The sequence below is a fragment of the Sphingoaurantiacus capsulatus genome (assembly GCF_042648405.1).
Lineage (GTDB): Bacteria > Pseudomonadota > Alphaproteobacteria > Sphingomonadales > Sphingomonadaceae > Sphingoaurantiacus > Sphingoaurantiacus capsulatus.
On the sequence record NZ_JBHRXV010000006.1, the window covers coordinates 99,591 to 112,175 of the forward strand.

The 12,585-nt window shown below is 68.7% G+C and carries 11 protein-coding genes and 1 pseudogene; 7 read left to right on the forward strand and 5 right to left on the reverse strand.

The genetic code is table 11. The features are described 5' to 3' along the window. Position 1 precedes the first annotated feature (1 nt). The 3 genes from ACFOMD_RS08825 to ada are packed head-to-tail and all read right to left on the reverse strand — an operon-like array spanning position 2 to position 3,968. Positions 2 to 2,170 (reverse strand): AsmA family protein, encoded by a 2,169-nt coding sequence (locus ACFOMD_RS08825; RefSeq protein ID WP_380859994.1) that lies wholly within the window; start codon positions 2,168 to 2,170, stop codon positions 2 to 4. Positions 2,171 to 2,217: 47 nt separating this feature from the next. Continuing rightward, complete coding sequence (locus ACFOMD_RS08830; RefSeq protein ID WP_380859997.1) at positions 2,218 to 2,907, reverse strand: 2OG-Fe(II) oxygenase; 690 nt, start codon at positions 2,905 to 2,907, stop codon at positions 2,218 to 2,220. Beyond that, positions 2,904 to 3,968 carry a bifunctional DNA-binding transcriptional regulator/O6-methylguanine-DNA methyltransferase Ada gene (gene ada / locus ACFOMD_RS08835; RefSeq protein WP_380859999.1) on the reverse strand — a complete coding sequence of 355 codons (1,065 nt, stop codon included), beginning with the start codon at positions 3,966 to 3,968 and terminating at the stop codon, positions 2,904 to 2,906. The genes ACFOMD_RS08830 and ada overlap by 4 nt, the downstream gene beginning before the upstream one ends. Positions 3,969 to 4,120: 152 nt before the next feature. On the opposite strand from ada, the gene ACFOMD_RS08840 reads away from it, so the two are divergent. The 7 genes and pseudogenes from ACFOMD_RS08840 (at position 4,121) to ACFOMD_RS08870 (ending at position 10,585) form a co-directional block, all read left to right on the forward strand. Then, entirely contained in the window at positions 4,121 to 4,558 is a 438-nt protein-coding gene (locus ACFOMD_RS08840; RefSeq protein ID WP_380860001.1) for a hypothetical protein, read from the forward strand. 130 nt (positions 4,559 to 4,688) lie between these two features. Next, a complete protein-coding gene (rpmI, locus tag ACFOMD_RS08845) occupies positions 4,689 to 4,892 on the forward strand; it encodes a 50S ribosomal protein L35 (protein ID WP_380860003.1) in 204 nt (67 codons plus the stop codon). A 12-nt stretch (positions 4,893 to 4,904) separates the two neighbouring features. Next, the gene (rplT, locus tag ACFOMD_RS08850; RefSeq protein WP_380860006.1) at positions 4,905 to 5,270 is read left to right on the forward strand and encodes a 50S ribosomal protein L20; all 366 of its coding nucleotides are present in this window, start codon (positions 4,905 to 4,907) and stop codon (positions 5,268 to 5,270) included. A gap of 142 nt (positions 5,271 to 5,412) precedes the next feature. Further along, positions 5,413 to 6,626, forward strand: a pseudogene (pheS, locus tag ACFOMD_RS08855) (phenylalanine--tRNA ligase subunit alpha). Continuing rightward, on the forward strand, positions 6,623 to 8,992 hold the full coding sequence (gene pheT / locus ACFOMD_RS08860) for a phenylalanine--tRNA ligase subunit beta (protein ID WP_380860009.1): 2,370 nt from the start codon (positions 6,623 to 6,625) through the stop codon (positions 8,990 to 8,992). Before pheS ends, pheT begins: the two are co-directional and overlap by 4 nt. Positions 8,993 to 9,073: 81 nt before the next feature. After that, entirely contained in the window at positions 9,074 to 9,208 is a 135-nt protein-coding gene (locus ACFOMD_RS08865) for a hypothetical protein (RefSeq protein ID WP_380860012.1), read from the forward strand. A 60-nt stretch (positions 9,209 to 9,268) separates the two neighbouring features. Next, the gene (locus ACFOMD_RS08870; protein WP_380860015.1) at positions 9,269 to 10,585 is read left to right on the forward strand and encodes a cystathionine gamma-synthase family protein; all 1,317 of its coding nucleotides are present in this window, start codon (positions 9,269 to 9,271) and stop codon (positions 10,583 to 10,585) included. Here ACFOMD_RS08870 and ACFOMD_RS08875 read toward each other — a convergent pair. After that, positions 10,582 to 11,574: a S41 family peptidase gene (locus ACFOMD_RS08875; RefSeq protein ID WP_380860018.1), complete on the reverse strand. Its 993-nt coding sequence runs from the start codon at positions 11,572 to 11,574 to the stop codon at positions 10,582 to 10,584. The genes ACFOMD_RS08870 and ACFOMD_RS08875 overlap by 4 nt on opposite strands. A 64-nt stretch (positions 11,575 to 11,638) precedes the next feature. Further along, positions 11,639 to 12,556, reverse strand: coding sequence for an SMP-30/gluconolactonase/LRE family protein (locus ACFOMD_RS08880; RefSeq protein WP_380860094.1), 918 nt, complete (start codon positions 12,554 to 12,556; stop codon positions 11,639 to 11,641). Positions 12,557 to 12,585 lie beyond the last annotated feature (29 nt).

Below are 12,585 nucleotides of genomic sequence, written 5' to 3' on the forward strand. Positions count from 1 at the left end.
CCTATTTCTTCGCCGCCTCGCGGGCCTTCTCGGCGCGCTCCTCGGCGTCCTTCTTCGCCTTCTTCGCGGCCTTCTCCTGGGCCTCGGCGCGCTCCTCGGCCATCTTCTCGGCTTCCTTCTGCGCGTCGGTCTTCTTGCCCTCGGCGGCCTTGTCGGCGGCGCGCACCGCCGGGGTGCGGGCACCGGCGAGGATCGGCCCGCAGTTGGTGTCCTTTTCCTCGCCGACATCGACGAAGGCGACGATGGCCGCGATCGGCGCCGCCACCGCACCGAGCGCCACGCCGGCGACGCCGCGCTTGATGAGCTCGGGCGAGATGATGTTGATCTTCGGCGCGGCGAAATAGCCGCCGACGCCGATCGGCGACTGGCCGGAGAACAGGCTGAACTTCTTCGAATCCGCCTCGATCGACAGGTCGAGCGATTCCTGGGCGAAGTTGAAGCTGCCATTGCCGCGAATCACCGACCGCTGCGTGTCGATGAAGATCGGATCGGCCGCCGCGTTGCCCTTGGTGACGGTAAAGGCCAGCAGGCCGCAGCGGATCTCGGTCGGGTCCTTCAACTGCTTGGCCAGCGCCTTGGTGACGTACTGGAAGATGTCGAGCTCGACGAGCTCGGTATTGCGGATCCAGAACGTGCCTTCCGGCAGGATCATCGCGATACGGCCCGTCGAGCTGCCGAGCGACTCACGCACGGTATCGCCATAGCCGCGCAGCTGGACGCGGCCCTTCACGGTGCCGGTGGTGCCCGAATCCTCGATGTCGAAGCCCTGCAGCAGGCGGCCGAGGCGCACCGGCGTCAGGCGGATGTCATAGTCGGTGATAACCGGCGACTTGCGCGCGTTGAGATCGATATCGCCGGTGAGGCGGCCGCCGGCAATGTCGAAAGCCACCGGCTTCAGGGTCAGCAGCTTCTTGTCGAGGCCGAGGTCGATCTCGAGATTGCTGATCGGGATGGTGCCGGTGCGGACGGCCTTCGCCTTGAAGCGGACCTTGGCATCGAACCGGCCGAGGCTTTCGGACGCGAGCGGCGCATCGGGCAGCACGCGCGGGCGGCCGCCTTCCTGCGTGATCGCGCCCTTGCCGCCCATCGCATCGAGGCGATCCGGCGAATAGCCGATCCACGGCCCGGCATCGAGAATGTCGAGGCTGTTGCTGTTGAGGTCGGCGTCGATGAACAGCCGCTCGTCGGCGTTCATCTTGATGGTCATGCGGCCATGCAGATCGGAATCGCCGAAGCGGCCGTTGATCTGCGTGAAGCGCCATTCGTCGCCGACCGGCGTGACTTTTGAGGTGACGCGAAACTTGCGGGTATCGGGGATGACGACGCCGAGCAGCGAGAAGGGCGTGTTGAGGTTGCCGCCCTGCGCGGTCAGGTCGAGCTTGGCGTTCTCCAGCACCGTCGCGCCCGGCAGGGTGCCGACGACGTCGATGCGGCTGTCGCCGACGTTGACGGTGAGGTTGAGCTTGTTGGCGCCGCCGGCGAGCGTCTCGTTGGGCGAGGTCAGCGCGCCGCTCGTCGTGAAGCGGGCGCCGTGCGAGGTGCCACCGCCTTTGAACGGGATACGCGGCTGCAACACGCTCTTTGCCGCCGCCACGTCGCCGACCGCGATGTTGGCGTCGAGCGCCAGCGGCCGGTCGATATAGTGGATGCGCGTGCCGGTGATCGCGGCGCGGACGATGTCGGGCAGCTCGAACGGCTCGTTGCTGTCCGACCGGAAGGTCCAGGTGTTGCGCGTCTCCTGCCGCTCCAGCCCGATCTCGGCGCCCTGCAGGTCGAGATAGTTGAAGCGCCGCTGGCCGAAGATCAGCCGCCAGATGTTGAGCTGCAGCGCGACGCGGTCGGCGTCGAACAGCTGCTTGTCCTTCGCCCACGCCGGGTTCGACACCGTGATGTCCTCGGCGAGGAACTGGATGTGGAAGGGGTTCAGGTAGAGGTTGAAGTCGCCGCCGACGCGCACCTGCCGCTCGGTATAGTCCGAGGCGATGCTGACGAACGTGTCCTTCAGGAAGCGGCCCTTGGTAATGTAGAGCACCAGCCAGGCAATGAAGATCGCCAGCAGGATGCCGAGCAGCAGCTTTACCGGCCAAGTAAGGCTTTCCCGCCAGTCGCGCTTTTCGCGGGGCGGCGGGGGCGGCGTCTCAGCCGGAACGGTCGTCGGGTCGCTTGCCATTCGGGTAGGAACGGCAACGACATGGTTGCTGTTCCCCCCCGTCTGACTCAGGTCGCGTCGTGGAAGATGATCCCGAGCGTGTGGCGAGTGCCTGAGCGCAGCTTGCTGACCCCGTGGCGGAGCGCCACTCGGTAAGTGCCGCGCGTACCCTGTACCGGCCGCTGGTTGACCGCGAAGATCACTGCCTGGCCTTGGGTGAGCGGCACCACGTCGGCGCGCGACTGCATGCGCGGGCGCTGCTCGGTCAGCACGAACTCGCCGCCTTCGAAGTCTTCGCCGGGCCGCGACAGCAGGATGGCCGCCTGCAGCGGGAAGACATGCTCGCCGTAGAGGTCCTGATGCAGGCAATTATAGTCGCCGGGGCCGTAGCGTAGGAGAAGCGGCGTCGGGCGAAGCTGCCCGGCGGCGTGGCAGCGATCGAGGAACTCGGCGTGCGTATCGGGGAAGCGCACGCCGATCCCCATCGCGGCGTTCCAGCGGTTGGCGATCAGCGCGAGGCGCGGATAGAGCGCGGTGCGCAGCCGCTGGATCAGGTCGGGCAGCGGATAGGCGAAATATTTATACTCGCCGCGCCCGAAGCCGTGCCGCGCCATCACCACCCGCGAGCGGAAGCGGTCGTCGCCGTCGTACATTGCGACGACCGCCTCGCAGGTCTCAGGCGTCAGCAGCGGCCCGGTCAGCGCATGGCCCTGCGCATCGAGGTCGCCCTCGATGCGCGCCCAATCGAGGGCCGTCACGCCGCCGCCCGCTCGCGGCTCAGCAATTCGCGCTTGCGCTCGACGCCCCAACGATAGCCGGAGAGGTCGCCGTCCGAGCGCACCACGCGGTGGCAGGGGATGGCGATGGCGAGCGAGTTGGCGCCGCAGGCCTGCGCCACCGCGCGCACCGCCGCCGGGCGGCCGATCGCCAGTGCGATCTCGGCATAGCTGGCGGTACGACCGGCGGGGATGCGGCGGAGCGCTTCCCACACCTGCTGCTGGAAGGCGGTGCCGCGAACGTCGAGCGGCAGCGACAGGCCGGCGCCCGGCGCGTCGATCAGGCCGACCACTTGCGCGACGGTCTTTTCGAAGTCGGCGTCGCCGCCAACCAGCTCGGCCGCGCCGAAGCGGTCCTGCAGGTCGCGGACCAGCGTATCGGGGTCGTCGCCGAGCAGGATCGAGCAGACGCCCTTGTCGGTGGCGGCGACCAAGACGGTGCCCAATGAGCAGTCGCCGACCGCGAAGCGGATCGCCATGCCGCGCCCGCCGTCGCGATAGGCGCTCGGCCGCATGCCGAGCCGCGATGCCGAATCGGCGTAGAAGCGGCTGTTGGCGTTGTAGCCCGCGTCGTAGATGGCGGCGGTGACCGACGAACCGGCGGCCAGCGCCTCCTGCACCCGCTCGGTGCGGAGCGCCGCGGCATAGCCCTTGGGCGTCACGCCGGTGACCGTCTTGAAGCTGCGGTGGAAGTGGAAGCGGCTCATGCCCGCCGCCGCCGCCAGCGTATCGAGATCGGGCAGCTCCTCCGCTGCCTCGATCAGCCGGCAGGCCTTGGCGATGGCATCAGCGCGCGCCTGCGCGGGGGCGACGCCGTCAGGACGGCAGCGCTTGCAGGCACGGAAGCCCGCCGCCTCTGCCGCTGCCGGATCGGCATGGAAGGCGACATTCTCGCGCCGCGCCGGGCGGGCGGCGCAGGACGGACGGCAATAGACGCCCGTGGTTTTCACCGAATAGAAGAACTGGCCGTCGGCGGCCGCGTCGCGGCGCTGCACCGCCGCCCAGCGGGCGGCTTCATCGGCAAAGATCGGCTGGGTCGCCATGGCGGGTCTCCTTGTCCACATGCTGTTGTTCAGCGATGGGTTCAAGCTAGGCCTGGGCGGGACGCGGCGAACTCCGCTCCTTGCTCGGTAATTCGCAGAGCGCGGAAACCGCGCAGCCCATACAAGAAGTGCCCGTCATAGGAGCAAATAACTTGCGGCATCAGCTCACCGGCAACGCGGGTCTCTACCATGTAGCGAGGGAGCTATCTCGTCGAGGCTGGCATGTCATGCCAACCGTCCGCAATGCGAGAGGCGCCGATCTGTACGCCGCCAGCGATGACGAAACACGGCTCCTGCCGATCCAATCAAAGGCGCTATCGAAGAAGGTGCCGGTGCCGCTTGGCGGATCGCTAGATAATCTCCGCTCGCCGTGGTGGGTCATCACGATCAATGCAAACACCGCTTCGCCGACGTGCTTTGTGCTCACACTAAGCGAGGTAAAGGCTGCCGCGCATCGGGGTGTTAGTCCAAGTACGGGAACGGCATCCTATTGGCTGCCGCCCAAGTCCTACGCACTGCCGCTCTACGAAGAGGCGTGGGACCGGCTGGGCAGCCCGACCAATCTTATCGAGGCGCCAACTTCAAAATGAGACACCACTAAGCGGGCGACTCAGTTGCCTTTTGAAGCGGTCGTAGCTATACGCCCCGCTCCGATCGAGGGATCGCCCGGCCAGTGTGGGCTGCCGTGGCGATCTGCAATCGCTCTCAAGGAGACCGAAAATGCCCAAGCTCAAGACGAAGAGCGGCGTGAAGAAGCGCTTCAAGCTCACCGCCACCGGCAAGATCAAGCACGGTGTGGCGGGCAAGCGCCACCGCCTTATCAGCCACAATAGCAAGTACATCCGCACCAACCGCGGCACGACCGTGCTCGCCGAGGCCGACACCGCGCGTGTCAAGGCCTGGGCGCCCTACGGCCTGAAGTAAGGAGACCCCGACATGGCACGCGTCAAGCGCGGTGTAACCGCACGCGCCCGTCACAAGCGGGTCCTTGAGCAGGCGAAGGGCTATTTCGGCCGTCGCAAGAACACGATTCGCATCGCTCGCCAGGCTGTCGAGAAGGCGGGCCAGTACGCCTACCGCGACCGCAAGGTGAAGAAGCGGAACTTCCGCGCGCTGTGGATTCAGCGCATCAACGCCGCCGCGCGTGAGCAGGGCCTGACCTATGGCGTGTTCATGCACGGGCTGAAGCTTGCCGGCGTCGAGCTGGACCGCAAGGTCCTCGCCGACCTCGCCGTGCACGAGCCGGAGGCGTTTAAGGCCATTGCCGCGCAGGCGCAGACCGCGCTCGGCCAGGCCGCCTAAACACCTACAGGCGATTGGAACGAGGGCGCGGGCTGCTTCGGCGGCTCGCGCCCTCGTCGTTTCGGCGCATAGTGTACGCAACACGCACAGCGTTGGTTGCCAGATGCCCCAAGAGGCACTGGACCTAAAAGGGGAACGTCGAGTGTCCGGCGATATCGAGCAAATTCGAAACCGCTTTCTGAACGAGATCAACGGCACCCGCGATCTCAATACTCTCGATTCCCTTCGGGTCGCCGCGCTCGGCAAGTCGGGCGCGGTCACCGAGCTGCTGAAGACGCTGGGGAAGATGACCCCCGAGGAGCGGCAGGTGCAGGGTCCGGCGCTCAACGGGCTGCGCGAAGACCTCGCCGCCGCCATCGCCACCCGCAAGACCGCGCTGGAGGATGCCGCGCTCGACACGCGCCTCGCCGCCGAGCGGCTGGATATGTCGCTGCCCGTCGGCACCGGCGCGCAAGGCAGCGTCCACCCGATCAGCCAGGTGATGGACGAACTCGCCGAGATCTTCGCCGACATGGGCTTCGCGGTGGCGACCGGTCCCGAGATCGAGGACGAGTGGCATAATTTCGACGCGCTCAACATCCCGGAGACGCACCCGGCGCGCGCGATGCACGACACCTTCTACTTCCCCTCTCCTCCCCCGATGGGGGAGGGGGACCGCTCGCAGAGCGGTGGAGGGGACAGTGCCGCGCTGGGTGCCCCCTCCACCGCTTCGCGGTCCCCCTNGGTGCCCCCTCCACCGCTTCGCGGTCCCCCTCCCCCATCGGGGGAGGAAAAGGTGGCCGGATGCTGCTGCGCACCCACACCTCGCCGGTGCAGATCCGCACGATGCTGAGCGAAAAGCCGCCGATCCGCATCATCGCGCCAGGCCGCGTCTATCGTTCCGATTCGGACGCCACCCACACGCCGATGTTCCACCAGATCGAGGGGCTGGTGATCGACCGCGGCATCACGCTCGGCCACCTCAAATGGACGCTCGAGACCTTCCTCAAGGCCTTCTTCGAGCGCGACGACGTGCAGTTGCGCCTGCGTCCGAGCTACTTCCCCTTCACCGAGCCGTCGGCGGAGGTCGATGTCGGCTACCGCATCGAGAACGGCCAGCGCGCCATCGGCGGGTCGGACGGCTGGATGGAGGTGCTGGGCTCCGGCATGGTCCACCCGAAGGTCATCGCCGCCTGCGGCCTCGACCCCGACGAGTGGCAGGGTTTCGCCTTCGGCACCGGCGTCGACCGCCTCGCGATGCTGAAATACGGCATGGACGATCTGCGCGCCTTCTTCGACGGCGACCTGCGCTGGCTGCGCCACTACGGGTTCCGGGCGCTCGACGTGCCCACGCTGAGCGGGGGAGTCGGCGCATGAAGTTCACCCTGTCCTGGCTGAAGGATCATCTCGATACCGACGCCTCGCTGGACGTGATCGTCGAGGGGCTGACGCGCGTCGGCCTTGAGGTCGAGGGCGTCGACAATCCGGCGGCGAAGCTGGCGGCCTTCACGATTGCGCGCGTGCTGACCGCGGCGCCGCATCCGCAGGCCGACAAGCTGCAGGTGCTGACCGTCGACACCGGCAGCGGCGAGCCCGTGCAGGTGGTGTGCGGCGCGCCCAACGCGCGTGCGGGCCTGATCGGCGTGTTCGGCGCGCCGGGCGCCTATGTGCCGGGCATCGACGTGACCTTGAAGGTCGCCGCTATCCGCGGCGTCGAGAGCCGCGGCATGATGTGCTCCGAGCGCGAGCTGGAACTGTCCGACGAGCATAACGGCATCATCGACCTGCCCGCCGACGCGCCGGTGGGCACGCCCTATGCGACGCTCGCCGGGCTCGACGATCCGGTGATCGAGGTGTCGGTGACGCCCAACCGGCAGGATTGCATGGGCGTCGCGGGCATCGCGCGCGATCTCGCCGCGCTGGGCCTCGGCAAGCTGAAGACGCGGCCGGTCGAACTGGTGGCGGGGACGTTCCCCTGCCCGACCGAGATCCGCACCGACGATCCCGAAGGCTGCCCCGCCTTCTTCGGCCGCGTCATCCGCGGCGTGTCGAACGGCGCGTCGCCGGCGTGGATGCAGCGCCGCCTGCGCGCCATCGGGCTGCGCCCGATTTCGGCGCTGGTCGACATCACCAACTATATCAGCTTCGACCGGGGCCGGCCGTTGCACGTCTATGATCTGGCCAAGCTGAACGGTGCGCTGGTCGCCCGCCGCGCGCGCGACGGCGAGACGGTCGATACGCTCAACGGCAAGACCTACACGCTCGATGCCAGCATGACGGTGATCGCCGACGATGCGGCCGTCCACGACATCGGCGGCATCATGGGCGGCGAGCATAGCTCGGTGACCGAGACGACGACCGACGTGCTGCTCGAATGCGCCTATTTCGACCCGGCGCGCATCGGCGCCACCGGGCGCGCGCTCGGGCTCAACTCGGACGCGCGCGCCCGCTTCGAGCGCGGCGTCGACCCGGCCTTCCTCGAGGCCGGCACCGCGCTGGCGACGCAGATGATCCTTGATCTGTGCGGTGGCGAAGCCTCCGAGGTGGTCGAGGCCGGCAAGGCGCCGGTGCCCGACAAGAGCGTCAGCTACCGCCCGGCGCGCACCCTGGGTCTGGCCGGCGTCGAGATCGACGAGGCACGGCAGGCCGACATTCTCGCCAGCCTCGGTTTCCGTGTCGAGAAGGGCGCGGTCTGGCAGATCGGCGTCCCGAGCTGGCGCCGCGATGTCGATGGCGAGGCCGACATCGTCGAGGAGGTCGCGCGCATCCACGGCTTCGACCATGTGCCGTCGACCGCGCTGCCGCGCGCCGAGGGCGTCGCCAAGCCGACCGCGACCGCGGCGCAGATGATCGAGCGGCGCGTCCGTCGCACCATCGCGGCGCGCGGCGCCAACGAGGCCGTGACGTGGAGCTTCGTCGCGCCAGACGAGGCCGCACCCTTCGGTGGCGGCGCCTGGACGCTCGACAACCCGATCTCCGCCGACCTCGCCGTCATGCGCCCGTCGCTGCTGCCGGGACTGCTCGGCGCCGCCAAACGCAACCTCGATCGCGGCCAGTCGAGCCTGCGGCTGTTCGAGGTGGGGCGGCGCTATCTCGCCGACGGCGAGCGGCCGACGGTGGGCCTCGTGCTCGCCGGCGAGCGCACGGGTCGCGACTGGCGCACCGGCAAGGCCGCGCCGTTCGACGCGTTCGACGCCAAGGCCGAAGTGCTGGCGGCGCTGGCCGCCGCCGGCGCGCCGGTCGAGCGGCTGCAGGTGATGGGCGATGTCAGCCCTTGGTATCATCCGGGCCGCTCGGCGCGGCTCTGCCTCGGCCCGAAGCAGGCGCTGGCGGAATTCGGCGAGCTGCACCCGCGCGTGGCGAAGCATTTCGACCTGCGCGGCGGCGCCATCGTCGCGGAAATCTTCCTCGACGCACTGCCGCCGGCGCGGGGTGCCGGTAAGCGCACGCGCGCGGCACACCAGCCCAACCCGCTGCAGCCGGTGACTCGCGACTTCGCCTTCGTCGTCGAGGCCGGTGCCTCGGCCGACGCGCTGCTGCGCGCGGTGCGCGGCGCGGACAAGGCGGCGGTCATCGACGCAGCGTTGTTCGACATCTTCGAGATGGGCGACGGCCGCAAATCGCTCGCGGTGTCGGCGGTCCTGCAGCCGGTGGAGCGCAGCTTCACCGACGAGGAGCTGGAAGCGCTGTCAGCGAAGATCGTCGCGGCGGCGGGCAAAGTCGGCGCGACTCTCAGAGCATAGGGCTCGGTTCGTCGATGTTCAGAGGGTGTTCGTCGCGCCTCCCCTAGGCGGGGCTGCGCGGATGGCGTTTCACTATGTCGCATGGAACGTCATCGCACCGGCATACGCAGGATGGTCGAGCTGCTCGCCATTCTCGTACTCGCGCTCGCTGTGGCGGTCCCGATTGCCGACCGCCTGCATCCGTCGGAGCCGCCTTTGGCAGCGCCTGCCGACTAGGTTAAAGGATCGGCCATTGCGGGCGCGTCAGACGCCCGGCCCCTGACCTGAAAGTATTCCATGTCCGCCGACAAGACCGAGAACGAGCTGGCCGGCGCGCCGGCGCGTCGCATGAAGCATCAGTCCACCGAGATCGGCGGGCGCAGGCTGCACCCATCGACGATGATGATGGGCTATGGCTATGACCCGGCGCTGTCGGAAGGCGCGCTGAAGCCGCCGATCTTCCTGACCTCGACTTTCGTGTTCGAGAGCGCGGCGCACGGCAAGCGCTTCTTCGAGGGCATCACCGGCGTGCGCCCGGGCGGTGCCGAGGGCCTCGTCTATTCGCGCTTCAACGGCCCCGACCAGGAAATCCTCGAGGATCGGCTGGCGCTGTGGGAAGACGTCGAGGACGCGCTGGTGTTTTCGAGCGGCATGTCGGCGATCGCCACCGTGTTCCTCGCGCTGCTGCAGCCGGGTGACGTCGTCGTCCATTCGGCGCCGCTCTATGCCGCGACCGAGACGTTGATCGGCCGCATCCTCGGCAAGTTCGGCATCACCTGGCTCGACTTCCCCGCCGGCGCGACGCAGGCGGAAATCGAGGAGGTGATGAAGGCGGCGAAGGCCAAGGGTCGCGTCGGCGCCATCTACCTCGAAAGCCCGGCCAACCCGACCAACGCGCTGGTCGACGTCGAAGCGGTGCATGCCGCGCGCGCCGCGGTGCTCGGCGACGGCGATCACCTGCCGCAGATCATCATCGACAACACCTTCCTCGGCCCGCTGTGGGCGCAGCCGGGCAAGCAGGGCGCCGACCTCGTGCTCTATTCGCTGACCAAGTACGTCGGCGGGCACAGCGACCTCGTGGCGGGCGGCGTGACGGGCAGCAAGGCGTCGATCCTGCCGATCCGCATGATGCGCAACACCATCGGCACCATCACCGACCCGCACACCGCCTGGATGCTGCTGCGATCACTGGAGACGCTGGAATTGCGCATGAGCCGCGCGGGCGAGAACGCCAAGGCGGTCTGCGACTATCTGCGCAATCATCCGAAGGTGGAGACGGTCGGCTATCTCGGCTTCCTCGAGCCCGGCTCGCGGCAGGCGGACATCTACAACCGCCACTGCTCGGGCGCCGGCTCGACCTTCTCGCTGTATGTGAAGGGCGGCGAGGCGGAGGCGTTCCGGCTGCTCGACAATCTGAAGCTCATCAAGCTGGCGGTCAGCCTCGGCGGCACCGAGAGCCTCGCGTCGCACCCGGCGGGCATGACGCACCTGTCGGTGCCGCAGAAGCGCAAGGACGAACTCGGGATCGGCGACAATCTCGTCCGCGTCTCGATCGGCGTCGAGCATCCCGACGACCTGATCGCCGACTTCGAGCAGGCGCTGGCGGCGGTCTAACCCGCCGCGCGCTTCAGCGCTTCCTCCAGCGCCTTGTCGGCGGGAACGGCGACGTCGGGGGTGACCCCGGTCGCCTCCCAGCCCTTGCCGGTCGCCGGGTCGAAGGTCCGGCCGACCGGCACGAAGGCCGAATAGCCGCCGCCCAAGTCCGCGAAGCTGCCGTAGTGGCCGGCGCCGCGCGTCGTCTCGCCGATCAAGGTGGCGCGGCGGGTGCGCTTTAGCGCCAGCGCGAGATGCTCGGCGGCCGAGGCGGTGCGCTTCGAGGTCAGGTAGAACACGCGCGCGGTGCGCAGCGGCGTCGCCTTGCCCGGCACCACATGATGCTCGCGGCGAACGATGGTCGGCGGCGCGGCGACCGCGCGTAGCATCGGGCCGGTGGCGGTCGGCGCGCGGCCGGCGGCAGCGACGGCGGCGCGCGTGTCCATCTGAACGAGCGGCGTCGGGCGCGCGTAGAGATAGGGCAGCATCACGTTCATTTCCTGCAGGCCCCCGCCGCGGTGCGGGCGCGCGTCGATGATCAGCGTGCGCGCGGTGGCGTGGGTCTCCATGAAATGGCGGACGCGGTCGACGTTGGCCGGGTCGCCGGGGAACATGTTGAAGCGGATGTAGGCGACGCCGTCGGCGATCCAGCGGGCGTCCTCGACGCCGCGGGGCGCGGCGCCGGCGGCGGTCGGCGAGCGCGGCGCGAGCAGCGACTGGCCCGGCGGCGCGACGCGAAGGTGGCCCTCCTTATACTCGGCCTGGAGGTCGGCGGTCAGCCGTTCGGCAAAGGCCTTGGGATCGGCGATGTCGTCATAGGCGCCGGCGGCGAGCTTCTTGCGGAGCAGCGCGGCGTAGCGGTCGCCGATGTCGGGGAAGACGAAATCCTCGTGCAGCCGCTCGGCGAGCGTCTCGACGACGGCGCGGCGTTCAGCAGCGGGTATGGGCGCCTGCGCCGCAACAACCGCGGCGACTCCCAAGGATAGGACAGCGAAAGAGATAGTACGCATCGGACCTCCGTTTGCGCGCTTCTACGGCGGGCAGCCGGGCGGTCCCATGTGGTTGGTCGAAAGATCAGGCGTAGTGAGCGAGTTTCAGCCCCGGGCGGTCCCACCGGCACTTCGCCAGCTTGCCGGTCGTCGACAGGCAGACCCAGGCGTCCTGCAGATCGGCGCCGCCGAATGCGATGTTGGTGGTGAGAAGGTCGGGGAAGCCGACGATGTCGTAGGCGCCCGTCGTGGGGTTCACCTGCGCGATGCCCGGCGCCTCGACGAGCGTCGCGACGCAGACGGTGCCGTCGGCGGCGACGGCGAGGCTGTCGAGCAGGACGCGGCCGGGGAAGCTGGTGACGACGCGGCCGGGCAGCGCCGGCAGCGGCGACGGGGCCACCTCGCCCTCACTAATGATGTCGAAGGCGAGCAGCAGCCGCTCGTTGGTGAGCGCGGTGTAGACGGTGCGACCATCGGGCGAGAGGCCGACGCCGTTCATGTTGGGGCCGGAGACGGCGCAGCGGATGCTGGAGCCATCGGGCTTGGCGTAGAACAGCCCGCCCGCCTCATGCGCATGGTTGCGATGCTTGCCGAGGTCGGTGAACCAGAAGCCGCCCTTGTCATCGAACACGATGTCGTTGGGGCCGGACAGGCGGACGCCGTCGCACTTGTCGTACAGCCGCTCAACCTTGCCGGTGGCAAGGTCGATGCGCTCGATGCGCCCCGTCGTGTAGTCATCGCCGGCGCCGCCGGGGATGAGCATGCCCTGCTCCTGCCCCGACCAGGAAAAGCCGCCGTTGTTGCAGACGTAGAGCGCGCCGTCGGGGCCGATGGCGAGGCCGTTGGGGCCGCCGCCGGGCTCGGCGACGGTCTCCTTGCGCCCGTCGGGATGGGCACGGGTGATGCGGCCCGCGGCGATCTCGACGACGATCACCGACCCGTCGAGCATCCACACCGGGCCTTCCGGAAACGCGAGCCCTTCCGCGACGATCTCGAAATCCATGCCATCCTCCCCAGGAATCTGCTGGGTCG

Bases quoted from the DNA above. Each gene is read 5' to 3' on its own strand.
- ACFOMD_RS08825 (WP_380859994.1), bottom strand. From the start codon at position 2,170: ATGGCAAGCGACCCGACGACCGTTCCGGCTGAGACGCCGCCCCCGCCG.
- rpmI (WP_380860003.1), top strand. From the start codon at position 4,689: ATGCCCAAGCTCAAGACGAAGAGCGGCGTGAAGAAGCGCTTCAAGCTC.
- rplT (WP_380860006.1), top strand. From the start codon at position 4,905: ATGGCACGCGTCAAGCGCGGTGTAACCGCACGCGCCCGTCACAAGCGG.
- ada (WP_380859999.1), bottom strand. From the start codon at position 3,968: ATGGCGACCCAGCCGATCTTTGCCGATGAAGCCGCCCGCTGGGCGGCG.
- pheT (WP_380860009.1), top strand. From the start codon at position 6,623: ATGAAGTTCACCCTGTCCTGGCTGAAGGATCATCTCGATACCGACGCC.
- ACFOMD_RS08865 (WP_380860012.1), top strand. From the start codon at position 9,074: ATGGAACGTCATCGCACCGGCATACGCAGGATGGTCGAGCTGCTCGCC.
- ACFOMD_RS08875 (WP_380860018.1), bottom strand. From the start codon at position 11,574: ATGCGTACTATCTCTTTCGCTGTCCTATCCTTGGGAGTCGCCGCGGTT.
- ACFOMD_RS08880 (WP_380860094.1), bottom strand. From the start codon at position 12,556: ATGGATTTCGAGATCGTCGCGGAAGGGCTCGCGTTTCCGGAAGGCCCG.
- ACFOMD_RS08870 (WP_380860015.1), top strand. From the start codon at position 9,269: ATGTCCGCCGACAAGACCGAGAACGAGCTGGCCGGCGCGCCGGCGCGT.